Origin of the sequence: Halalkaliarchaeum sp. AArc-GB, from assembly GCF_031432225.1 — an archaeon.
Taxonomy (GTDB): Archaea; Halobacteriota; Halobacteria; order Halobacteriales; family Haloferacaceae; genus Halalkaliarchaeum.
Window position 1 is genome coordinate 1 of the sequence record NZ_JAVKGM010000022.1, and the last position, 21,712, is coordinate 21,712.

Genomic DNA, 21,712 nt, shown 5'->3' on the forward strand with positions numbered 1-21,712 from the left:
ATCCCCGCCGCCGTACTGTGACGTATGAGGCTCTTCTTCGCCGTCGACCTGCCGGATCGACTGGCCGACGAGGTCGCCGCCGTACAGGACCGACTGCGCGATGCGGAGGGACTCAGGTTCACCGACCCGGAGCAGGCCCATCTCACGCTGAAGTTCCTCGGCGACGTCGACTCCGACCGGATCGAAGAGCTCGAAACGGCCGCAAACGAGGCGATTTCGAACGCCGAGGTCGAACGCGAGGACGGCACCGTCGAACCGGTCGAACCGTTCGAAGCCGAGGTCGGTGGCCTCGGGGTGTTTCCCTCGATCGAGTACATAAGCGTCGTGTGGGCGGGGTTCCGGCGGGGCGAGGCGGAACTGACAGCGCTCCACGAGGCGCTGGAGGTAGAAACGACCGCACTCGGATTCGAACCCGATGATCACGAGTTCACCCCACACGTCACGCTTGCCAGGATGGACGACGCCCGGGGAAAGGAGATTGTCCAGGAGGTCGTCCGGGAGACGGATCCGACGATCGGCCGATTTCGAGTCGAGGACGTTCGTCTAACGGAGAGCACCCTCACACCCGAGGGACCGGAGCACGACACGGTGACACGGTTCGAACTATCGTAGCGACGGCCGATTCGGATCGGGGGCGATCTTCATTCGATGTACTCGCAGACGATCCAGACACACGCGAGTGCGAGGACAGTTCCAGCGACGACGTCCAGTGCCCAGTGGATTCCCAGATACATCGTCGAGAACACGACGCCGGTCGCGAGAACCCCCGACACCACCGCCCAGGAGGGGTAGACGTCGCGGGTCCGATACGCGAGCGCGGCGACGGTCACCGAAAGCGAGGTGTGCAGCGACGGGAAGACGTTGGAGTTGATGTTGATCTGGGTGGTGAGATGCTGGAAGTCGGGCGTCGTCGTGTACAAAAGCGATGTCACCAGGTCCGGCATCACGTTCCGCGGGCCGTGTGCGAACACGATGGTGTACACGACGAGCCCGATCGCGTAGTTGAGCGTGTACGCCGCAAGCAGCCGTTTGAGCTGTGTGGACTCCTCGAGCGCCGCGTACGCGACGAGGGGAAACACGAGCAGGAACGCGTAGCCGTACACGTACGTCCACGAGAGGAGACGCGTCGCTTCGTCGGTCGCGTGCGACTGGAGCCACGCGACGAACTCTCCTTCGATGGCGAAGAGTGTGCCAGTCAGATACAGCCCGTACAGCTCTGACACCGACTGGAGCGGCTCACGAGCGAACGCGCTGACGACGAGGACAATCGCGAGCGCCGCAACGTACGGGGCCACCTCCCCGAGATGTCGCGGCACCGTTCGGACGAGTCTCCGGAGCCGCCCGGGGCCGACTATTGTCACCCCGGCGACGACGGTTCCGGCTGTGATGACGGACAGGAGAACGACGATCACCCGCGTGAGTGGAGAGAGTTCGGGAAGCATGGTGGCGGGCATCAGGAGCCCTTCGCGAGCAGTTCCCCGTCGTTGTTGTAGCGGTACCCCGCCTCGTTGAACGCTTCGCGGGCTGCCTCCTCGTCGAACTCGCCATCGGCTCCGGCGAAGAACGGCACGACTGGGTCCTCCCCGTCCCAGAAGAGATCCGGTGGAACCCATCGTTCCTCCAGCGGTCCGGTCGCGGGCACCGCGTACCCGTCGAACACCTCCTCGACGATCTCTCCTTTGTCGAACAGCTGTGCGACCGCGACGCGGAACCTGAAGTTCGAAAGCGGCGCCTGGCGCGTGTTGAACCCGATGTGATACAGCGCCCGCGACCGATAGCTCACGAGGGACGTCGCCGACGACCGGGCTGCTCTGGGGACGGCGTCGGTTCCGAGGTTGGAAACCGTCGCGTCGGCGTCGTCGTCGGCCACCGCTTCGACGGCGACCACGTCGGAGGGGAGAACGCTCAGATGGAGCCGATCGAACGCCGGCCCTCCCTGGAATCGGTCCGGAAGATCCTCGAGGGATCCGAGTGGATGGTCGGTGACCCGCTCGAAGACGATCTCCTCGCCCGGTGTCGCCTCATGGAACCGGAGCTGCCCGGAGCCGATCGGCTCGTCGTTCGGCCGAACGAGTGCCTCCGTGGTCTCGTCGTTCACTTCGACCCCGGCGATCGTCGCCGGTCCGGTGTAGTCGCGCCAGACGTGTTCGGGCAACACGGGGACGGTAAACGCTCGGATTGCCACCTCTGGACTTCCGGTTTCGAACCGGATGTCGAACGTCTGCTCGTCGACCGACTCGATCGACTTCACGAGCGAAGATCGTCCTCGAAACCTGGAGGTGGGGATGGCTGACTCTACCCGACCCATCGACGTATCGGCCAGAAATTCGTACGTGAACGCGACGTCCTCGGAATCGAGCGGTTCCCCGTCGTGCCAGGTGAGCCCCTCTCTGAGCTCTCCGCGCCAGAGCAGCGAGTCGTCGCTTTGTTGCTCGTCTTCGGTTCGTTCGCCGTGAGGGTGAGGTTGCCAACTTCCGAGGAGCCACGGCTGGAACTCGTCGTCGATCTGCCTGACTAGCGGTGCATAAACCAGTGCGAGCAGGCTCCCGTGCCGCCGAAACTCCGCGGCGATCGGATTGCGGTTCTCGGTCAACCGCGGATCGGTGGTCACGAGCCGCAGGGTCGGTTCGGCATCGTCCCGGCGTGAAAGCGACAGGAGGTTCACCGGATCGGTCGGTCTGTTGTCCTGCCACTCGTAGAAGCGCGTTCCCCTGACGGCGCTGATCTCGTCGGGAAACGCGATCGAGACGAACGGCTGTGATTCCGCGAGGTGACGCTGGAGAGCGGCCACCGCGTCCAGGCGGTCGGTGCCTTCCGTCGTTCGTTGTCTGGACAATAGTCTGTCGGTGTCCGGGTCCGCGTAGCCGAACGGGTTCTGCCACCCGGGCTCGGCCCCGTATTTCGAATGCAACAGCGGATACAGGGCGTCGGGATCGGCTGCCGTCGTTTCGGGGAGCTGACCGACGTACACGTCGAAGTTCCGGTTCAAGAGCACTTGGCGATACAGCTCTTCTTCGGTCAGCGTGTTGATCCGGGCCTCGACGCCAACCGCGTCGAGACGCCCCTCGAGGATCCGGGCGATCCGTACTGCGTTGGGATCGCTGTCGGCGGGCAGCGTCCGGATCTCCAGTTCGAGCTGGTCGGTCCTGTCGCGACCGGCAACAGTCCTGAAGTCGCGAAGACAGCCAGCCGTTCCCGACAGCGTCGCCGCTCCAGCCGCCAGAAACGTCCGCCGCGTGGTGGAGCTGAGACTCGAGCACATCCGTTGGATGGTGGATAGCGATCCGTACGGACCGCTCAGTATCAGTCGTAAGTCGTCGTCGAACGTATAATAGTGCTGTGGTGGCGAGAACCGGATACCGGGGCCCGGCCCGGACCAGGATCACCTGACTGCGTCGATCAATCGCGCACCTTCGAGGTAGACGAGCCCGTGTCGGCGGGCGTAGGCGGCAGCGTCGGCCGGCGCCAGTGCGGCACCGGACTCGTCGTCGAGCATCTCGCAGACGACGACCGCCGGAGGTAGCCCCGCCCGCTGTGCCAGCGCGAGCCCGAGTTCGGTGTGCCCCTCCCGATCCGCGAGCAGGTTCGGGGCCCCGCGCAGTAGGTGGACGTGCCCCGGGCTCCGGAACTCCTCTGCGAAATCTGCAGCCGTGTAGGCATCCGGCCCGCGGACCGCAGCGTTCGCGGCGCCGGACAGCTCCCGAATCGTCAGCGCCCGGTCCTCGTCGGTGATCCCCGTGAACGTCTCGCGGTGGTTCACCGGAAGCGAGAAGGACGACCGCTCGTCGTATGCGAGATCGTGATCGCCCGCGGCCGGATGGTCGATCTCGCCGGCGAGGAACGGCAGCCCGAACGTCTCCGCGACCGAGTCCGACAGCGCGACACAGACCAACCCGCCGGCGTCGTTGCGCATGCGTGCGACGTCGGCCGGTCCGACCGCTCCGGCAGGGTAGACGAGATCCGTCTCTCCTTCCCGGTCGTCGAAATCGTGGATCAGTACCGGCTTTCCTGCGGAAAACGCCGCGATCGCCTCCTCGACGGTTCCGCTTTCGAGGGGCTCCTCCCCTTCGATCGCCCCCGGGCCGTTCCCTCGACGACGCATCTACGCCACCTCCTCGCTACGGCCGTCGACAGCGAAACCGCCGCCGTGTATCTCGACGGTTACCCGATTGCCGTCTTCGAGCGCAAGCTCCGTTCGGAGTTTGTCGGGAGCGATGAGTTCGAGGTTCTCCTCGTTGTGGTGTGTCCGCTCGGGGACGATCACGTGCGCGAGATCGACGCTCCGGTCGCCGTCGGTTCTCCCCTCCTTGCTTTGCCGCACGCTCGCGGGATAACACGTCGCCGGGCCGAACGTTCGCTCCTCGTCCTCCCAGCCGTCGATCGCTACCCCGTCGATCGATCGCAGTCCCGCCCGCGACCGGACGCTCTCCTCGTCGAGTTCGACGTTTAGAGTGCCCGGAAACGGTTCGTATCCGAGCCGTTCCCGGAACTGTTCCATGTAGCCGGGCAGCGAGATGTAGTGTCGTCCCTCGCCCATCCCGCTGGTGACCCGGCCCCGAAGCGTGAGCGACCGGCGTCCCTCGAAGATCCGTCGGTAGTCGGCGTACTCGCGACGGAGTGCCGACTCCCCGTCGTCGGTCACCGTGATCCACTGTCCGTCGCTCACGACGTCGCGCTCGATGTGGTCGGCCGCCTCCAGCGCCTGGAGCCGGCGCGAGGCGGTCTGGTTCGACGCGTCGAGTCGGTCGGCGAGCTCCGAGCACGAGACTTTCACCGATCCGACGAGGCCGCCATCGAGGGCGACGAGCTTCAGCGTCGCCAGTTCGTCCTGCCCGACGGCGGGTACTGTCCCGGACATACCTCAAGGTTGGCGGAGGTCGCGGAAAAGCGTATCGGATGTGGGATGCGTTCCAAAAATATGATAAACCCGGGACCGACCCGGGATCGCGTCGAATTGGGCGACGGTTACCGTTCGAATGTCCGCTGCGGAGTGGCTTAAACGGTCCGTTTCTCCGGGCGGATCCCCGCTCACGGTGGAGCCCGTCACGTCGGCTGCGGCTCCCACGGCCGTCCGGCTGGCACGGCCGCCCGGTCGGCTGCAGCCGGCTTCGGAAGGGCCTTTACGGCCCACGGCAAACGCCCCTGCATGTTCAGACAGTTCCGGTCGGACGTGGAGTCGACCCTCGAAGGGGCACTCTCGGAGCTGGGATATCCGACCGACGATCTCGGAATCGAGGAGCCGCCGGCGGACGTCGACGCGACGCTCGCCTCGAGCGTCGCCTTCCGGCTGGCGGGGGAAGCCGGCGCGCCGCCGCCACAGGTGGCTGCGGAGGTCGCAGCGGCGGCCGAGCCGACGGGATACGTCGCGGCCGCCGCCAGCCAGGGGCCGTACGTGAACTTCACGACGACCGACGAGTACCTCACGGACACGCTGTCGGACGCCCAGGGGGTGGATTACGGCGCGCTCCCGGATCGGGACACGTCAGTCGTGGTCGAGCACACCAGCGCCAACCCGACGGGGCCGGTCCACGTCGGCCGGGCGCGGAACCCGATCGTCGGCGACGCCGTCGCCAACGTGCTCGCGTCCGCCGGCTACGACGTCGATCGCCACTACTACGTCAACGACGCCGGACGACAGATGGCCGTGTTCACGTGGGCCTACGAGACGTTCGACGAGAGTGATCTCGAGAAACCGCCGGCACGCGATCGGATCGAATACGATCTGGTGCGCTACTACCGGAAGGGGAACCACTACCTCGAGAACGCAGATCCCGCCGACGTCGAGGCCGCAGAAGAAGAGATCGCCGCGATCCTTCGCGGGCTCGAGGAGGGCGAGGAGGCGGTCTACGAGCGGGTCGAGGAAGTCGTCGATGGCGTACTCGGTGGGATGAAGGAGTGTCTCGCCCGGCTTCCCGCGGAGTTCGACGAGTTCGTCAAGGAGACGCGGTTCATGCGCGACGGCTCGACCGACGACGTGGCAGCACGACTCCAGGACACCGACCACGCCGTCTACGAGGAAGAGGCCTGGCAGCTCGAACTCGAGGAGTGGGGGATCGACAAGAACCTCGTGTTCCTCCGTTCGGACGGTACGTCGCTGTACACGACCCGGGATCTGGCCCACCACGAGTGGAAGTTCGACAACTACGACCGCGCGGTCACCGTCCTCGGAGAGGACCACAAACTGCAGGCCGACCAGCTTGACGCGGCGCTGGAACTACTCGGCAACGACGTCGATCAGCTCGATCACGTCATCTACTCGTACGTGAACCTCCCGGAGGGGAAGATGTCCACCCGCCGGGGGACCGGCGTGATGCTGGACGACCTCCTCGACGAGTCGATCGATCGCGCACGCGAGGAGGTACAGCGCCGGATGGACGACCGGATCCGGGACGACGAGCTGACCGACGACGACATAGAGCGGATCGCCCGGCAGGTCGGGATCGGCGCGGTCCGGTACGACATCGTCGCAAAGCAGCCGACGAAGGCGATCACCTTCGAATGGGACCGCGCGCTGGACTTCGAGGCGCAGTCGGCGCCGTACGTCCAGTACGTCCACGCCCGGTGTTGCGGGATCGAGGAGGAAGCAGCAGGAGCGGGAATCGAACTCCCCGACGCCGACGCCGAGGTGACGCCGGACCTGCTTGACACTCCCGAAGAGCGGGACCTGCTCGCCGTGATCGCCCGGTTCCCCGCCTGCATCGAGGAGGCTGCAGACGAACTGGAGCCGCATCTGATCGCCACCTACACCCGGGAGTTCGCCGAGACGTTCAACGCGTTCTACCGGGAATGTCCCGTGGTGACCGCAGACGACGAGGCGACCGCCAGGGCACGTCTCGCGCTCGTTCGCGCCGCCCGACACACGATCGCGAACGCGCTGTCGATACTCGGCGTGGAAGCGCCGAAATCGATGTGAACCGAAATCAGACCGGAACGACGGTGATCTCCCGCCGCCTGTCGATCGCGTCCTCGAGCTCTTCTGCGATCGCGGACCCACGGGAGACCTGGATATCGCCTCCCCGCCCCACCGTCGCCGTGAACAGGTAGTCGCCGCCGGCGCGTACCTCAACCGTCTCGCCGACGAACTCGTCGACCCTGATGACCACATGTCGGGAGGTGATCTCCGGCTGCACGACGGTCGCGTTGGGATCTGTGAGTTCCGTGCCGGAACGGTCGGCGGCGTTCGCGCCGCCCGGTCGCTCGTCGTGGGTCCGCACGTCGATGTCGATCCCGAGCCGTTCTTCGATGTCGCTGATCCGGCCGCCGCCCTTCCCGATCACGTAGGAGATGTCGTCCTCCTCGACGTAGACGACGGCGTCGTTTTGCCCCTTCAGCTCGACCTGGACGTGGCCGCGCGCGACCGACCGGATCTCCCGTTCGATCTCCTGTTTCGCGATCCGGCTCACGCCGGTGTCCTCCCCGTCGTCGTCGGAAAGCGGCACCGTCACGACCTGCCGGTTGAACGTGTAGATCTCGTACTCGGGGCGGCCGGTCTCGAAGTCGGTCACCTGGATCACCGGCCGGGCGAGGTCTTCGGCAGTGAGTCCCTCGGGCACTTTCACCGTCGTCTGGACGTCGTAGACGGTGTCCACCTGTCCGTCCTCGATGAACACGACCGTGTCGACGACCTGCGGGATCATGCCCAGCTCGACCCGCCCGACGAGCCGCTGGAGCGCGTCGATCGCCCGGGTGGCGTGGACGACGCCGACCATCCCGACCCCCGCCAGGCGCATGTCGGCGAACACCTCGAAGTCGTCGGTCTTGCGGACCTCGTCGTAGATCGTGTAGTCCGGCCGGACCAGAAGCAGCGAGTCGGCGGTCTTGGCCATCTCGCCCCCCAGCGCGCCGTACTGGGTGATGTCGGGGCCGACGTCGAGGTCGCGGGGCTTTTCCATCGTCTTGACCGCGTAGTCGTTCGCGTCGAGGAACTCCGCGACCGCCTGGGCGAACGTCGACTTCCCGGCGCCCGGCGACCCCGAGATGAGCACGCCCCGCTGGCGTTCCAGCAGCCGGCGCTTCAGCGGCTCCGCGTGGCTGTAGTCGTCGAGCTCGGTCTTGACGATCGGTCGCACGGCGGTGATCTCGATCCCGTCGGAAAACGGCGGTCGTGCGACCGCGATCCGGAAGTCCTGGTACTGGACGATCGTCATTCCCGGCTCGGCCAGCTCGATGAACCCGTCGGGGCTAGCGCGCGCGAGCGCCTCGATCGTGTCGGCCCACTCGCGCATCTGCGCTTCGGTGGTTTCCTCCTCGGCGATCCGCTGGTAGGTCAGCTCGCCGATCCGTCCACGTTTCGCCTTCGGTCGGGTTCCCGTCTTCAGGTGAACCGACAGCGTCTCCTCGTCGAAGTACTCCCGGATCGGGAGGTCGTCGACCTGGCGGACGACCGGTTCGACGTACTCGACCTGCAGGCCCTTCGCGCGGCCCACCTCGGCCTGGACGTAGTCACTGGTGAGCAACACCGCGTCGTGGTCGGCGGCGACGTCCCTGATGAGGGCGTCGATCTCCCCCTCGCCGGCGACGCCGTGGGTGTCGGGACCGGGACGTTCACCGACGTACTCCACTTCGATCTCTCCGTCCTCGACGAGGTCGACGAGCCGCTGGAGTTCGGCGAGGCCCTCCCAGCCGGTGTCGAGCCCCTCGTTGGCCTGCGCCTCGAGTTCGCCCACCACCGCTTCCGGGACGACGACCGTCCATCCGGCGTAGCTTCCGTCCTCGATCCGTTCGGACACGCGGCCGTCGACGACCGCGCTCGTGTCCGGAACAACGTTCATACCTGAAGATCCGACCGCGAACGGTATAAGGGTGTTACCTCCGAACGCAACGCCACCTCGCCTGGCGTGCTCGTCGCGCCGCTTTCCGATCACTCGCGCCGTTTCGTTCCGTCCCGACGCCCCGGCCCGCCGCGGCTGCGGAGGAACTCCGGCAGCGAGAGACTCTCCGGGGGTCCGGTTTCAGTGCCGATATCGAGTGCTCTCACTCGGCCGAGGGCTCCCGGAAGCGCTTCCTCGAACGTCCCGGTCGTCGGAACGTCGCCATCGGATGTGTCGTCGCCGACGAGCTCCGACCAGACCCCCTCGGCGTCGTCCTCGCGCCGTGCGAGCTTCATTCCGCGCGTCCGCCCCTCGTCGTAGGCGAGGTCGATCAGGCTTCGGTCGTAGGTCGAGTCGCCGGTCTCCTTGAGCCGCCGAAGCGCGCGGTCGGTGTCGATCCCGGCCAGGGCTTCGATCCGGCCCCGCGTACTCCCGGACGTGCTGTGGACCTGCTCACACGCGTCGGCCACCCCCAGCTCGAACGCCCGCTCGGTCGCGTTCTCCCCGTCGAGATCGGAGAACTCCGACAGGAGCCGCTCTTCGTCGGTCCCATTTCCCCCGTTCGTGCCTGTACCGCCGTCGTTTCCGTACATTACTGTAAGTCCGTCACTGTTGGCTTCCCTGTGGTATCTTCCGCCGCTCGCCGATCCGGATGCCGTCGCTTTCGAACGAGAGCTCGTGGATGTCGGTGTCGATGTCGGTTCCCCGCATCTTCAGCACCTGGATCCCCCGCTGCATCTCCCCGTCCTCGAGGTAGTTGTGCAGGAAGACGACGCCGTGGGCAAGGAACTGCTCGGTCGCGTACGCGTCCGGTTCGGTGTTTTCCGCGACCAGAAGCGAGGTGGCGTCGGTCCGCTTGAGCGCCGACAGCACCTGAATGGTCGTCGCCTCGTCGTCGTCGAACAGGAACCCCAAAAGCATCGCCGAATCGATGACGACCCGGTCGATCCCCTGGGAGTTGATAAACGAGGTGAGTCGGTTTACGGCGTCGTTCTGCCGGCCGTTCGCGCCGGGGTTGCCGAAAAACCGGCTCCCGTTCGAGGAGAAGGCGTCGAGGAACTTGAGCCGCTCCGTCTCGATCGCGCGCTCGAACCCGAAGGAGAACCCGGACATGTCTTCCTTGATCCCCTCGCGGGTCTCGTGCATACTGATGTACAGACAGGTTTCGCCGTTCGCGACCCCCTCGGTGACGAACTGCGCGCCGAACGTCGTCTTGCCGCTGCCGGGCGGTCCCGTGACGACGCACAGCCGCCCCGCAGGCAACCCCCCATCGACGAGCCGGTCGAAGCCGTCGATGCCGCTTGACACCCTCATGGCTGTGGGGAATCGTGTTGGATGAAAAAAGCTTCCCGTCCGATTTTCACCGATGATACTCTCCGATAGGGCGCTCGAGAGAGCATGACGTCGTTTCGGCGGTTCGAATCCCATTGTGCGGCCTTTGACATCCTCCCCGCGCTACTCGCTTGTGCTTCCGATTGAGCATCCCAAGTACTGCGCTCCTTGAGCGCGGGCCCTCCGCCTCGTATTGGTGACGCCGATCGAATTTAAACATGGAAACAGCAAAGTCTAATTGCCTGGATGCTGAATCGACGAGTGATGCCTACCGTTGAATACCTGAACTACGAAGTGCTGGACGACCAGGGCTGGTCGATGGACGACGACGATCTGTTCGAGAAAGCCGCCGACGCCGGGCTCGGCGAAGAGGACTACGGCAGCCTCGAAGTCAACCAGGGCGAGTACGTCCTCGAGGCCGCCGAGGCGCAGGGGTATGACTGGCCGTTCTCCTGCCGCGCCGGCGCGTGTGCGAACTGCGCGGCGATCGCGGTGGAAGGCGACCTCGAGATGGACATGCAGCAGATCCTCTCCGACGAGGAAGTCGAAGAGAAGAACGTCCGGCTCACCTGCATCGGTAGCCCGACGACAGACGAAGTCAAGATCGTCTACAACGCAAAGCACCTCGATTACCTCCAGAACCGCGTCATTTAAGCGATACCGCTCGGTGTCGCCAGAACCCGCGGTGATTTTTTTGGCCGCCACTCCCGCAAGCTGTGGCTCCAGCCCGCTACTCCGACCAGTCGTCCCCCACCCGGTCGTGACCCATCATCTGTGACCCGTCGTGTTCGGTGAAGACGACTTTCTGGTTCGACCGGGGGACGTCGAACCGCTCGGCGACCGTCTCGATGACCGCCAGGGCGAACTCGCGTTTCGTCTCGACCTCCCTGCCTGCCCGCACGTCGGCCTGTAGAATCACCCGACGCTCGCCGGTCGCCCGCCCGAGGTAGATGGTGTCGATCCTCCGGAGACTCACCGCGGTGTACTCGGTCGAGGCGTCCATCGTATCGGCGTACAACTCCGCGACGTCCGCGGTGAACTGTTCGGCTGCCGGGTCGTCGATCGAGAAGTCCACGTCGAACTGTAAGTGTGGCATCTGTGTTCGGTCTCCAGTGACGTACTCGGGTTCTGTGCAGGTACCGTTTCTGGGCCGCGTCCCGACTGTGCGTCGATCAGCGGGGAGGACGATCAGCGGGGGGTCGATCAGCGGGGAGGACGATCAGAGGGGAACGACCAGTACGAGCACCTTCGCGTAGATAACCATCGCCAGAAGTGCGAAGGGGTAGGTGTTCCCGTACCCTGCGGCGACCTCGTCGGAGTCAGTGGCGTCGATCGCTGCCGCCAACCCCTTGGTGTCGGTATGACCGCCGGTGATCCCGCCGGCAGCGTGGATCCAGTCCATCTTCCAGATCAGCCGGGTGAGCAGCAGGCCACCGACGATGGCGATGACGCTGTTGAGCGCCGACGCCGCCACAACCTGGGCGCCGTACTCCGCTATCGTCTCGACGAACCCCGCCCCGGCGTCGATCCCCACGACTGCCAGGAACATCGCCAGCGTGAACGCCCGGATCTCCGAGAGCACGGTCGTGTCCATCCGCGTCGGGATGGGGCCGACTCTGCCGACGTACCCCAGTGTTAGTGCGGCGATCAGTACACCGCCGGTGGTGCCCAGGGACGCCGCGCCGATCGGACCCATCGGGATCTCTATCGCCCCGATCACGGAGCCGACGACGATCACGAGCGCGAACCCCAGCACGCTGAACGTCACCTCGGCGACGGACGGACCGTCCTCCTCGGTCTGCCCGCTCACCTTCTCGAGGAACCGCTCCTTCTCGGAAGCGATGTCGAGTTTCCCCAGCACCGGGTACAGCTGCTGGAACATCACGATGATCAACACGCCGACGACGTAGCCGATCGAGTGGCCGATCTGGTAGTCCGCCCGGGCGGCTTCCGGAAGTGCCTCCATCGCGGATCCCAGCCCCGGGCTACTCGTCAACGCGCCCGAGAACGACCCCATGATCAGGGCCGTCGAGGCGTCGGCGAACACGAACTGCGTCCACACGTAGGTGAACGCCAGAGCGATGGTCGGCATCACGACCGCGATGACCACGAAGTTCAACCCGTAGGTCTTGATCGTCCCCTCGATCTCGTGGGCGGCGATCAGGCCGACGGCCGCCACGAACAGCGCCAGCGTTAGGCCGCTGAAGGAGCCTGGAACGGTAAACCCGAAGTGTCCCAGAACGAGCCCGGCGAACAGCGGCCCCGCGACTCCAAACTTGATCCCGCGTCCGAGGTTCACCCGCCCGAACGCCATCCCGATCAGCACCGCGAGGAACATCACGAATACGCCGCTGCTTACCAGCGCATCGACGGCCGTCACGACTGGATCCTCCTCTCGAAGCGACGGTCCCCTTCGACTTTCCACCCGGTTCCTCTTCGACTCTGCGCAGCAGGTCGTATCATTTTTTATATGATTTTTGGTTCTCTAGTGGCCGTTACTACTGTTTCATTTGATAGTTTTTCGACAGCGTTCATATATGTGGCGGAGATTTTACTCGGATGAGAATAAAAAAACTAGGACCGCCGGGCTATCCCTCATTAATGATCGGTCTATTCGAGATTATTCGACCGGACGATTTCGCCCGCCGCATGAACTACTTGATAAATTAGGAATTATTATAAGATTTCTTACTATTAATGATTGTCCTCTATTGTAGAAATTCACAACTTTAATATATGTTCTCCCGTTCGCGCGCACCCTCGATCGCGCGTAGACGACAGTCGATCGAACGCGACCTACCCCCTCACGCTCGAACGCGACCTACCCCCTCACGCTCGAACGCGACCTACCCCCTCACGCTCGAACGCGACCCACCCCCTCACGCGGCGACTCGGCGACCTTTTTAGTTCCGTGAAACAATCTCCCTTCGATGTCCGCAAACCGGAAGGGAGATAGACGGGAGCGCGAACTCGTCAACGCGCTCGACGAGGCGGGATTCGCCGTAATGCGCGCGCCGGCGAGCGGCAGCGCGACCGACCGGGAACTCCCGGACGTGCTCGCCGGCAACGGCGAGGAATTCTACGCCATCGAGGCGAAGTCCAGCGCCGGCGATCCGATCTATCTCACCGGGGAGGAGGTCGAGGCGCTGGTGTACTTCGCGCGGAACTTCGGCGCCAAACCCCGGATCGGCGTCCGGTTCGACCGCGAAGACTGGTACTTCTTCCATCCAGGGGATCTCTACACCACCGACGCCGGAAGCTATCGGGTCAAAAAGGAAACCGCACTCGCGGAAGGAACTGACTTCGCGGAGTTCGTCGGCGAGTCGAAGCGGACGACCCTCGACGACCTGTGAGTCGGATCAAAACACCTGCGCGTTGCCGTCCTTTCGCGGCTCGGTCGCCGCAGACAACACCCCGTCGTCGTTTCGGACCGCCTGTGCCCCGCCGAACAGCAGCGGCTGGAGGAGCCGGACGTCGTGGCCCCGCCGGACGAGCTTTGCCGCCACGTCCGAGTCGAAGTGCGGTTCGACCGCGAGCTCACCCGACTCCCGGTAGCGCCACCGCGGTCGGTCCAGCGCCGCCTGCAGCGGCAGGTCGTAGTCGACGAGGTTCGACAGTACCTGGACGTGCCCCTGTGGCTGCATGTACCCGCCCATCACGCCGAAGCCGAGCCAGTCGTCCGGCCCCAGCCGCGCGACCGCCGGAATCAGGGTGTGGAACGGGCGTTTCCCCGGCTCCAGCCGGTTCGGGTGGTCGGGATCGAGCGAGAACGACGCACCGCGGTTCTGTAAGGCGATGCCGGTGTCGCCGGCCACGAGCCCGGAGCCGAACCCCGCAAAGCGGGAGTTGATGTACGAGACGACGTTGCCCGCCTCGTCGGCGACGGTGAGCAGCACGGTGTCGGCGTCCTCGGCGTTCGCTTCGGGCACGCCGAAAGTGACGTCGTCGCTCGCCTCCTCGCCCACCGTGTCGGCCCGCTTTTTCGCCCACGACTGCGACCCCAGCGGCGGGTGGTCCTCGTAGTCGGGATCAGTGATGTACCGGTGGCCGTCGTGGAACGCGCGCTTCATCGCCTCCGCGAAGTAGTGAACCCGCTCCGGCGAGTCGAGCGGGTGGTCGCCGGCACCCAGCTCGGCGGCGACGTTGAGCGCCTCCAGCGCGATCAGTCCCTGGTTGTTCGGCGGCAGTTCGTACACCTCGGCGCCGTTGTACGTCGTCGAGACCGGCTCGGGCCACTCCACTTCGAAGCCCGCGAGGTCCTCGACGGTCAGGAACCCCCCACGCGACTGCACCTCCCGTGCGATCGCCTCGCCGATTTCGCCCTCGTAGACGACGTCTGCGCCCTCCTCGGCGATTTTTTGCATCGATCGCCCGAGTTTCGGGAGCGTCACTACCTCGCCCGTCTCGGGTGCTCTGTCGTCGACCAGGTACGCCTCCCTGGCGTTGTCCGTCCGGAAGAGCGCGTCGGCGTGGCTCCAGGAGTCGGCGATCACCTCCGAGACCGGATACCCCTCGATCGCGTACTCGATCGCCGGTTCGAGCAGCTCCGAGAGCGGTTTCGTCCCCAGTTCCCGGGCCGTCGCCTCCCACCCTCTGGCGGTCCCGGGGACCGTCACCGTGTGGGGGCCGTGCATCGGCATCTCGACGTCGTCGGGATCGTCGGTTTCGGGCGCCCACGGGTAGTCGGTGTCGGCCGCGGGCTCCGCCTCGGCCAGCGCCGCTTTGACGCGCTCGATCGTCGCGCCCGCTGGGGCACCGCCACAGGCGCGCATTGCGCCCACCTCGCCGTCGGCGGTTCGGTACAGCGCGAACACGTCGCCGCCGAGGCCGGTCGAGGTCGGTTCGACGACGTTGAGCGCCGCCGCGGTCGCGACGGCGGCGTCGAACGCGTTGCCCCCCTCCCGGAGAGTCCGAATGCCCGCCTCCGCAGCCAGCGGCTGGCTGGTCGCGACGGCGCCGCGTCGTCCGTAGGCGGTCGAACGCCTCGAGGTAAACCGGTCGAGATCGGGTTCTGCCATGGGATCGTTTGCGCGGGGAGCCGCAAAAGCGTCAGGCTCCCGGGCCGGATTGCCAGCTTCGGGAACAAGCGCCTAAGTCGCTCCGTCCCGAACCGCGTCGCATGAAGTCGGCGGTCATCGTCGCCGGGGGGAGATCGACCCGATTCGGCAGCCAGGACAAGGCCGTCGCCGAACTTGCCGGGACGCCGATGATCCGCCGCGTCGCCGACCGGATCGCCGACGTCGTGGAGGCGGTCGTGGTGAACTGCCGAACGGAGCAGGTCCCGGCGATCCGCGAGGCGATGGCGGGGTATCCCCGCCGCGTCACGTTCGCCGTCGATCCCGAACCCGACCGGGGGCCGATGGCCGGCATCATGACCGGGCTCCGCGGGATCGAGTCGATCGCGGGGCCGGACGCACCGGCGTTCGTCGTCGCCTGCGACATGCCGTTCGTCGATCCCGGCTTCGTCGAGTACCTGTTCGATCGCGTCGACGGCTACGACGCGGCCGTCCCTCGACTCGACGACCAGTGGTTCCAGACGACACACGCCGTCTATCGCGCCGCACCGATGGCCGAGGCCTGCCAGGTCGCGCTCGACCGGGGCGACCGGAAGATCATCGAACCCCTGTTCGATCTGAACTACGTCGTCGTCGAGGAGGAGCACGCGCTGGAGTACACGACGAGGGCCGCCTTCGAGAACCTCAACACCCGCGAGGAGTTCCGCCGGGCCGAAGAACGGGTTCTCGAGCGGGAGGGTCGCTAACCGCGATCACTCCTCGAGCGCGCGGGCCGTCGCGACGGCGCCGGCGTCGGGATCGACGTCGGCCCCCTCGGCTTCGAGAATCGACCCGAACGCGGCAACGAAGTGGGTGACGTTCTCCGGTCGTGCGGAGTTGCCCATACATCCCACGCGGAAGATATCGCCCGACAGCGCGCCGAGCCCCCCGACGATTTCGATCCCGTGTTCGTCCATCAGGCGATCGATCACCCGGCCGTCGTCGACGCCGTCGGGCACCTGTACGGGGTTGAGCGTCGGCAGCCAGTGGTCGTCGTCCACGTTCAGGGGCAGTCCCATCGCCTCGACGCCGGCCTTGAGCGCGCCGGCGACACGCCGGTGACGCGCCCAGCGGTCATCGAGCCCCTCCTCGTCGACCATCCGGAGCGCCTCGCGGAGCGCGTACGTCGTCGCCGTCGGTCCGGTGTGGTGGTAGTTCCGTTCCTCGCCCCAGTACTCCCAGACGCCTTCCAGGTCGAGATACCACGACCGCACGGGCTCCTCCCGCGACTCGACCTTCTCGACTGCACGGTCGTTGAACGTGATCGGGCTCGATCCCGGCGGCGCCGAGAGACACTTCTGGGACCCCGAATACACCACGTCGACGTCCCACTCGTCGGTCCGGAACTCGACCCCGCCCAGCGACGCGACCGTGTCCGCGATCACGTACGCGTCGTGGTCGTGGGCGATCTGCGTGAGTTCGGGGATCGCCGTCTGTCGCGCTCCGGTGCTCGTCTCGCCGTGCACGAACCCGAACACCGTCGGGTCGTGGCGGTCGAACGCCGCGGCCACGTCGTCCGGATCGAGCGGTTCGCCCCAGGGCGCGTCGACGGTGACCACCTCGCCCCCCGCGCGCTCGGCGATCTGGCCCATGCGGTCGCCGAAGTAGCCGTTCGACGGCACGAGAACGGTCTCACCCGGTTCGACGAGGTTCGCGAACGCCGTCTCCATGGCCGCCGAGCCGGTGCCGCTGACCGCGAACGTACACTCGTTGTCGGTCCGAAACAGCATCCGGAGCAGTTCCTGGACGTCGTTCATCACCTCGACGTAGTAGTCGTCGAGGTAGCCGACGAACGGGGTGGCCATCGCCTTCAACACCCGTGGGTGGGCGTCGCTCGGCCCGGGGCCCAGTAGCGTCCGATCCGGCGGTACCAGCTCGTCGATCTCCGAGTTGCGCGCCATGCTCGCGGGTACACCCGACTCGCAGGTAAAACTACCCGCCGTTCGTGTCGTCGCAGAGCCCGTCGAACGCCCCGCCTGCGATCCCCGGCCCGTGTGGCACCCGGATCCGCCCGCCGTCGACGGGCGCGGGATCAGGCGCGAGATCGTCCGCGAGCATCCCTCCGGTCGCGAGCCCACATGGGGGGATTTCGGGAATCGCCGCGGCGACGTGGACGGCGGCAGTCCGGGCGACGACGGCGTCGATCGTGGTCGTGATCACGGGCTCGACGCCGGCCTCTTTGGCCGTCGACGCTGCCTCGAGTGTCCGATCCGGCCCACCGAGCGCCATCGGCTTCAACACGACGACGTCGGCCGCCCCCACCTCGACTGCGGTCCGGACCCGGTCGATGGCTCGCGTATCGCCGTTTCCCCCGGTCGCAAGCGACTCGTCGAGTGCGACGTCGACCCCCCGACCGCGGAGTCGAGCGTGTCCCTCGAGATCGTCGGCTGGAAGCGGCTGTTCGACGTAGTCGACGCCGATCGCGCCGAGTTCGTCGAGCGCCCGATCGGCGGTTTTCCGATCCCATGCGCCGTTGGCGTCTGCCCGGAGCGTCACTGCCTCCCCGACAGCGTCCCGGACGGCACGCAGCCGGTCGAGATCCGCCGCGAGCGCCCGTTTTCCGACCTTTATCTTGAGGCAGCCGAAGCCGGCCTCGACAGCCTCGCGGCAGCGTTCGGCCGACTCCGCCGGCGATCCGTCGCCGACGGTAGCGTTGACTGGAACCGTGTCGGCCGCAGCGGCGCCGGTTCCGTAGCGGCCCGAGAGCTCTTCGGCGAGGGACACGTCTGCCCTCCGGGCGTCCCGGTCGAGCCGCGCCAGCGCGATGCCGTGGCGGGCCGCCGGCGTCCCGGGAGTTTCGACGTTGCCCGTCTCGTTCCCGCACGTGTCGACGGCCGACTCGAGTTCCTCGCGACAGCGGTCGTACGGCTCGGTCCATCCCGAGAGCGGTGTCGCCTCCCCTATTCCGTGGACCACCGGCTCCCCGTCCGTCGTGTCGCCGTCGGCGTCGGTCCCCACGAGAAACCCTCGCCGCCGTGAGATCTCCCCACGCGCGGTCGAAAGCGGCGAGTCGAGCGGCACTGAAAAGGGACGAATTCGCATCCGGATCACCCGACCGCGAGCCCGGCCGCAAACAGGATCGCGAACGCGGCCAGCAGCTTGCCTGCCGATTCGAGCGCGGGGTTGAGCGCGTCGCCAGACGTTTCCTCCCGTACGGTCTGTGCGATACGTCCGGCGTACGGCAGCGTCACGAGCGGTGCCAGAACCACGACAGACCATCCCTGGAGCAGGAACCAGAACGGGACCGCGTACGCCAGCGCGAGCATCGAGAGGAACTGAACGCGGGAAAACCGGTAGCCGAACCGCACCGCGAGCGTCCGCTTTCCGGTCTCGGCGTCCTCCTCGCGGTCGCGGACGTTGTTCACAACGAGAATGTTCGTCGAGAGGGCCGCGATCGGAAGGCTGGCCACCACTGCCGGGACGGTGACGGTCCCCGGCGGGAGCCAGAGCGGAAACGTGCCCGAAAGCAGCGCCGCCGCCTGGACGTAGTAGGTTCCAACCACCGCGACCACCCCGAAGAAGACGAACACGAACAGGTCGCCGAGCCCGTGATAACCGAGCGGATACGGGCCGCCGGTGTAGGCGATTCCGGTGGCGATCGACAGCAGGCCGACGACGAGGATCGGCACCCCACCGACGGACACCAGGTACGTGCCCACGAGCACCGCGGCGGCGAACGTGAGCCACATCGCCCGTTTTACGGACGGGGGGTCGATCAACCCGCCGGCGGTCACCCGCGTGAACCCCTCGCGCTGCTCGGTGTCGGCCCCCTGGACGGCGTCGTAGTAGTCGTTGGCGAAGTTGGTGCCGATCTGGATGAGCGAAGCCCCGACCAGCGCGGCAACTGCCGGCAGCGCCGCGAATACGCCGTCGTGAAGGGCGACCCCCACCCCGACGACGACCGGCGCGAGCGCCGCCGGTAGCGTCTGTGGCCGCGCGGCGATGAGCCAGGCCTTCCGACGCGAGACGTCCTGCGTAGCCATCACCCGTGATTCGGGCCACCCTGTCCTCAAAGTTGTTATCCGGAGCGGCGTGTTCCCGTCACACAGGTTCCCTCACTTCGTTCGGTCACGGGCACGACTTACCCCCGCTCGCTTCGCTCACGGCTTCACCGTTCGCTTTCCGAGAGGCTCCCGGTGGTCGCCCCTCGCCCCGGTCGTGGGGATCCCGTTGCGCTTGAGACGACCCCGGATCACGCCGCTCGTTTTATGAGACGGGTCACACAACAGGGAGTATGACCGAACTGGATGGAGTGCCCGTCGAGGATCTCCGGGAGTGGCTCGAACACGTTTCCGAAAAGGAGTCGGCACAGTTCCTGATGGTGGCGCTGGCGAACGCCGAGGAAGGACGAGACGTCGGCGAACTGGCCGACCTGTACGGGCTCGACTCCGGAGAGCTCGCCGACTGGATCGACACCGCAAACGAGGAGTCGATCGTCACCGCAGTCGCCCGGACCGAGGGCGTCGACGTCGAGGAACTCGCCGACACGTACGGCCTGTCGCCGCGGACGGTGCGCGACTGGTTCCGGAACCTCGAAGGGGAGCCGATCCCGGACGCGGCGGCGGTCATCGCGCGATACAGCCAGCGGGGATCCGCGCCGGTCGTTCGACAGACGCCAGCACGGGTGACCTACCTCGACTACGAGGCGATCGAGGCCAACGGCTGGTCGGTCGAGGACGACGACCTGTTCGAGAAAGCCTCCGCGGAGTACCGGCTCAACTCCGCGGAGTACGGCCGCATCCTGGTCGAACCCGGCGAGACGATCCTCGAGGCCGCCGAGAACCGCGGGCTGTCGTGGCCGTACGCCTGTCGCGGCGGCGCCTGTGCGAACTGTGCGGTGCTCGTAAAGGAGGGCGATGTCGCAATGCCCGGAAACCACGTGCTCACAGACGACCAGGTGAACGTGATGAACGCCCGACTCACCTGTGTCGGGGTTCCGGTGACGGACACGGTGAAGCTCGTGACGAACGTCCAGAAACTCGAGGATTTCGAGGACCTCCGCCTGCCGTCGCCGCTTGGCGAAAGCGACACGCCGCCGTCGGTGTGACGCTGTTGTGTGCGCCGCAGTACGTCCTCGACGGTCACTCGGCGACGAGCGGTTCTTCGGCCCGGTAGACGATCCGCATCGGGAGCCCACGCTCGTCGGTCGGCGGGTCTTCCGGCAGCGACCGGAGCGGGACCGGGGACGGTCGGGCGGTGTACCCCAGAACCACGGCGTCGAGCACCTCTTCGATCCGCACCTCCTGGCCCGCGGTCGCCTCCGCGGCCGCCTGCACCGTCGGCGCCCCGTCCCGGTCGAACGCCGCCAGTCTGCGCATCCGTTCGGCGTACCCTCCTGCAGTCTCCCGATCGTACTGCAGCGGCTCCCCGCCGATGGCACGAAAACAGACCGCCGGCCGCGATTCGAGTATCGTCGCTCTCGCCTCCGGGAGCTCCCCGACGAGTTCGTCGACTGCAGCGATCGCGGGGACCTGCTCGAAGGACATCTCCGGTAGTTGTTCGCCCGTCTTTCGCTCGTGAACTTTCGCGGCGGTCGAGTACCGACGCTTTCGGGTCGCCTCGCGTACCGGGGAAACGACCGACCGGTCGGAGTTTCCTCTCGATTCGCCGCCGTCTTCGTCGCGTTCCAGGACGCGTTCCGCGAGGACGTCACACCGGCGGCGGGGATCCCCCTCGTCGACCAGACCGATCGGCACGTCGAGGAGGATCCGATCGGCCTCCTCATAACGGAGCCACAGGTCGCCGATCTCGGGGAAGACTGCGGCGTGATCGAACTCCCTGCCGGCGAAGGCGACGGCGACCCACACGGCGTCACCCCGAACCGCGCCCACCGACAGTGACGCGTCACTCATCGTTCGATCGTTCAGCGGCCGGAACAAAAACGGTACGGTCGTCTATGCGGCTATTTCTCCTGCAGCTAGTTGCTCGGCGTCGCCTGGGACTATTTCGCTGGCGCGTACTTCCGGGCGTACGTTCCCGCGATCGGAACCGCGTACTCCGACCCCTGGTATGCCTTGTACATCAGGAACAGCCAGGCGACGAACGCGACCGGCGCCAGAAGTATGCTCGCGATACCGAGCACCGCGCCGGCGATCCAGCCGACGACCGGGATCGCAGCCAGCACCCCCAAAAGCACCGTCATGCCGATGCTGAGGACGAACAGTCCGCCGAAGACGATCGTGCTCTGGGCGCCGTGGAATCGGACGAACTCGTCGTCGTCCTCCACGAGATAAAAGAGGATGCCCGTGATCGGCCCGAGGAGATAGCTCAACGCCCCGGCGACGTTCGGCTCGAGGCCGGTCCCCGAGCCAGCTTCCGTCTCGCCGGCCCCTTCGACGATGTCGGAGTCGTGTTCGTCCTGCGTTCCCTCGCCCTGTTCGTTCGACGTGTTCTGTTTGCTCGACATAGTTGTGTCTCTCCGGGGATATGTGGACGCTCAAAGGGAAAAGGTATGCGTTGCCTACCACCCGGAACTCCGGACCCAGCGCCGAACGATGACGGATTGTTTTCCTCAAC

The 21,712-nt window shown here is 66.3% G+C and carries 21 protein-coding genes; 6 read left to right on the forward strand and 15 right to left on the reverse strand.

Translation table 11 applies throughout. The features are described 5' to 3' along the window. Positions 1 to 24 precede the first annotated feature (24 nt). Positions 25 to 612 carry an RNA 2',3'-cyclic phosphodiesterase gene (thpR, locus tag RH858_RS15515; RefSeq protein ID WP_310562363.1) on the forward strand — a complete coding sequence of 196 codons (588 nt, stop codon included), beginning with the start codon at positions 25 to 27 and terminating at the stop codon, positions 610 to 612. Between the two features lie 29 nt (positions 613 to 641). Here thpR and RH858_RS15520 read toward each other — a convergent pair whose 3' ends face one another. From RH858_RS15520 to RH858_RS15535, 4 genes are all read right to left on the reverse strand, one after another. Continuing rightward, positions 642 to 1,454, reverse strand: coding sequence for a phosphatase PAP2 family protein (locus RH858_RS15520; RefSeq protein ID WP_259534562.1), 813 nt, complete (start codon positions 1,452 to 1,454; stop codon positions 642 to 644). Further along, positions 1,454 to 3,262 (reverse strand): ABC transporter substrate-binding protein, encoded by a 1,809-nt coding sequence (locus RH858_RS15525; protein ID WP_310562364.1) that lies wholly within the window; start codon positions 3,260 to 3,262, stop codon positions 1,454 to 1,456. Before RH858_RS15525 ends, RH858_RS15520 begins: the two co-directional genes overlap by 1 nt. 120 nt (positions 3,263 to 3,382) lie before the next feature. Next, a complete protein-coding gene (gene ribB / locus RH858_RS15530) occupies positions 3,383 to 4,102 on the reverse strand; it encodes a 3,4-dihydroxy-2-butanone-4-phosphate synthase (protein ID WP_310562365.1) in 720 nt (239 codons plus the stop codon). After that, positions 4,103 to 4,858, reverse strand: a complete 756-nt coding sequence (locus RH858_RS15535; protein WP_310562366.1) for a DUF120 domain-containing protein — start codon at positions 4,856 to 4,858, stop codon at positions 4,103 to 4,105. Positions 4,859 to 5,146: 288 nt separating this feature from the next. Here RH858_RS15535 and argS point away from each other — a divergent pair, with 288 nt between their 5' ends. Then, entirely contained in the window at positions 5,147 to 6,913 is a 1,767-nt protein-coding gene (argS, locus tag RH858_RS15540; protein WP_310562367.1) for an arginine--tRNA ligase, read from the forward strand. 7 nt (positions 6,914 to 6,920) lie between these two features. On the opposite strand, the gene RH858_RS15545 is transcribed toward argS, so the two are convergent. From RH858_RS15545 to RH858_RS15555, 3 genes are all read right to left on the reverse strand, one after another. After that, positions 6,921 to 8,771, reverse strand: a complete 1,851-nt coding sequence (locus RH858_RS15545) for a PINc/VapC family ATPase (RefSeq protein WP_259534567.1) — start codon at positions 8,769 to 8,771, stop codon at positions 6,921 to 6,923. A gap of 89 nt (positions 8,772 to 8,860) precedes the next feature. Then, entirely contained in the window at positions 8,861 to 9,403 is a 543-nt protein-coding gene (locus RH858_RS15550; RefSeq protein WP_259534568.1) for a hypothetical protein, read from the reverse strand. A gap of 13 nt (positions 9,404 to 9,416) precedes the next feature. Then, the gene (locus tag RH858_RS15555) at positions 9,417 to 10,124 is read right to left on the reverse strand and encodes an ATPase domain-containing protein (protein ID WP_259534569.1); all 708 of its coding nucleotides are present in this window, start codon (positions 10,122 to 10,124) and stop codon (positions 9,417 to 9,419) included. Between the two features lie 282 nt (positions 10,125 to 10,406). Between RH858_RS15555 and fer (RH858_RS15560) the strand changes: the two genes are divergently transcribed. Next, complete coding sequence (fer, locus tag RH858_RS15560; RefSeq protein WP_259534570.1) at positions 10,407 to 10,796, forward strand: ferredoxin Fer; 390 nt, start codon at positions 10,407 to 10,409, stop codon at positions 10,794 to 10,796. A gap of 76 nt (positions 10,797 to 10,872) precedes the next feature. Here fer (RH858_RS15560) and RH858_RS15565 read toward each other — a convergent pair whose 3' ends face one another. Next, positions 10,873 to 11,238 (reverse strand): tautomerase family protein, encoded by a 366-nt coding sequence (locus RH858_RS15565; RefSeq protein ID WP_259534571.1) that lies wholly within the window; start codon positions 11,236 to 11,238, stop codon positions 10,873 to 10,875. Between the two features lie 123 nt (positions 11,239 to 11,361). Beyond that, positions 11,362 to 12,567 (reverse strand): hypothetical protein, encoded by a 1,206-nt coding sequence (locus RH858_RS15570; RefSeq protein ID WP_310562368.1) that lies wholly within the window; start codon positions 12,565 to 12,567, stop codon positions 11,362 to 11,364. Positions 12,568 to 13,072: 505 nt separating this feature from the next. Between RH858_RS15570 and hjc the strand changes: the two genes are divergently transcribed. Beyond that, positions 13,073 to 13,495, forward strand: coding sequence for a Holliday junction resolvase Hjc (hjc, locus tag RH858_RS15575; RefSeq protein ID WP_259534573.1), 423 nt, complete (start codon positions 13,073 to 13,075; stop codon positions 13,493 to 13,495). A gap of 6 nt (positions 13,496 to 13,501) precedes the next feature. Here hjc and RH858_RS15580 read toward each other — a convergent pair whose 3' ends face one another. Continuing rightward, entirely contained in the window at positions 13,502 to 15,160 is a 1,659-nt protein-coding gene (locus RH858_RS15580) for a gamma-glutamyltransferase family protein (RefSeq protein ID WP_259534574.1), read from the reverse strand. Positions 15,161 to 15,261: 101 nt separating this feature from the next. On the opposite strand from RH858_RS15580, the gene RH858_RS15585 reads away from it, so the two are divergent. After that, positions 15,262 to 15,903 carry a molybdenum cofactor guanylyltransferase gene (locus RH858_RS15585; RefSeq protein WP_259534575.1) on the forward strand — a complete coding sequence of 214 codons (642 nt, stop codon included), beginning with the start codon at positions 15,262 to 15,264 and terminating at the stop codon, positions 15,901 to 15,903. A gap of 6 nt (positions 15,904 to 15,909) precedes the next feature. Here the strand turns inward: RH858_RS15585 and RH858_RS15590 are convergent, their stop codons facing one another. The 3 genes from RH858_RS15590 to RH858_RS15600 are packed head-to-tail and all read right to left on the reverse strand — an operon-like array spanning position 15,910 to position 19,179. Next, entirely contained in the window at positions 15,910 to 17,097 is a 1,188-nt protein-coding gene (locus RH858_RS15590; RefSeq protein WP_259534576.1) for an alanine--glyoxylate aminotransferase family protein, read from the reverse strand. A 31-nt stretch (positions 17,098 to 17,128) separates the two neighbouring features. Continuing rightward, the gene (locus RH858_RS15595; RefSeq protein WP_310562369.1) at positions 17,129 to 18,238 is read right to left on the reverse strand and encodes an o-succinylbenzoate synthase; all 1,110 of its coding nucleotides are present in this window, start codon (positions 18,236 to 18,238) and stop codon (positions 17,129 to 17,131) included. Between the two features lie 5 nt (positions 18,239 to 18,243). Beyond that, a complete protein-coding gene (locus tag RH858_RS15600) occupies positions 18,244 to 19,179 on the reverse strand; it encodes a 1,4-dihydroxy-2-naphthoate polyprenyltransferase (protein ID WP_259534578.1) in 936 nt (311 codons plus the stop codon). 251 nt (positions 19,180 to 19,430) lie between these two features. Between RH858_RS15600 and fer (RH858_RS15605) the strand changes: the two genes are divergently transcribed. Further along, positions 19,431 to 20,243, forward strand: coding sequence for a ferredoxin Fer (gene fer, locus RH858_RS15605; RefSeq protein ID WP_259534579.1), 813 nt, complete (start codon positions 19,431 to 19,433; stop codon positions 20,241 to 20,243). A 34-nt stretch (positions 20,244 to 20,277) separates the two neighbouring features. Here the strand turns inward: fer (RH858_RS15605) and RH858_RS15610 are convergent, their stop codons facing one another. Next, on the reverse strand, positions 20,278 to 21,048 hold the full coding sequence (locus RH858_RS15610; RefSeq protein ID WP_310562370.1) for a DUF429 domain-containing protein: 771 nt from the start codon (positions 21,046 to 21,048) through the stop codon (positions 20,278 to 20,280). A gap of 89 nt (positions 21,049 to 21,137) precedes the next feature. After that, positions 21,138 to 21,602, reverse strand: a complete 465-nt coding sequence (locus tag RH858_RS15615; protein ID WP_259534581.1) for a hypothetical protein — start codon at positions 21,600 to 21,602, stop codon at positions 21,138 to 21,140. Positions 21,603 to 21,712: the final 110 nt, after the last annotated feature.

Coding starts and splice junctions, on each gene's coding strand:
- thpR (WP_310562363.1), top strand. CDS start 25: ATGAGGCTCTTCTTCGCCGTCGACCTGCCGGATCGACTGGCCGACGAG.
- RH858_RS15520 (WP_259534562.1), bottom strand. CDS start 1,454: ATGCCCGCCACCATGCTTCCCGAACTCTCTCCACTCACGCGGGTGATC.
- RH858_RS15525 (WP_310562364.1), bottom strand. CDS start 3,262: ATGTGCTCGAGTCTCAGCTCCACCACGCGGCGGACGTTTCTGGCGGCT.
- ribB (WP_310562365.1), bottom strand. CDS start 4,102: ATGCGTCGTCGAGGGAACGGCCCGGGGGCGATCGAAGGGGAGGAGCCC.
- RH858_RS15535 (WP_310562366.1), bottom strand. CDS start 4,858: ATGTCCGGGACAGTACCCGCCGTCGGGCAGGACGAACTGGCGACGCTG.
- argS (WP_310562367.1), top strand. CDS start 5,147: ATGTTCAGACAGTTCCGGTCGGACGTGGAGTCGACCCTCGAAGGGGCA.
- RH858_RS15545 (WP_259534567.1), bottom strand. CDS start 8,771: ATGAACGTTGTTCCGGACACGAGCGCGGTCGTCGACGGCCGCGTGTCC.
- RH858_RS15550 (WP_259534568.1), bottom strand. CDS start 9,403: ATGTACGGAAACGACGGCGGTACAGGCACGAACGGGGGAAATGGGACC.
- RH858_RS15555 (WP_259534569.1), bottom strand. CDS start 10,124: ATGAGGGTGTCAAGCGGCATCGACGGCTTCGACCGGCTCGTCGATGGG.
- fer (WP_259534570.1), top strand. CDS start 10,407: ATGCCTACCGTTGAATACCTGAACTACGAAGTGCTGGACGACCAGGGC.
- RH858_RS15565 (WP_259534571.1), bottom strand. CDS start 11,238: ATGCCACACTTACAGTTCGACGTGGACTTCTCGATCGACGACCCGGCA.
- hjc (WP_259534573.1), top strand. CDS start 13,073: ATGTCCGCAAACCGGAAGGGAGATAGACGGGAGCGCGAACTCGTCAAC.
- RH858_RS15580 (WP_259534574.1), bottom strand. CDS start 15,160: ATGGCAGAACCCGATCTCGACCGGTTTACCTCGAGGCGTTCGACCGCC.
- RH858_RS15585 (WP_259534575.1), top strand. CDS start 15,262: ATGAAGTCGGCGGTCATCGTCGCCGGGGGGAGATCGACCCGATTCGGC.
- RH858_RS15590 (WP_259534576.1), bottom strand. CDS start 17,097: ATGGCGCGCAACTCGGAGATCGACGAGCTGGTACCGCCGGATCGGACG.
- RH858_RS15595 (WP_310562369.1), bottom strand. CDS start 18,238: ATGCGAATTCGTCCCTTTTCAGTGCCGCTCGACTCGCCGCTTTCGACC.
- RH858_RS15600 (WP_259534578.1), bottom strand. CDS start 19,179: ATGGCTACGCAGGACGTCTCGCGTCGGAAGGCCTGGCTCATCGCCGCG.
- fer (WP_259534579.1), top strand. CDS start 19,431: ATGACCGAACTGGATGGAGTGCCCGTCGAGGATCTCCGGGAGTGGCTC.
- RH858_RS15610 (WP_310562370.1), bottom strand. CDS start 21,048: ATGAGTGACGCGTCACTGTCGGTGGGCGCGGTTCGGGGTGACGCCGTG.
- RH858_RS15615 (WP_259534581.1), bottom strand. CDS start 21,602: ATGTCGAGCAAACAGAACACGTCGAACGAACAGGGCGAGGGAACGCAG.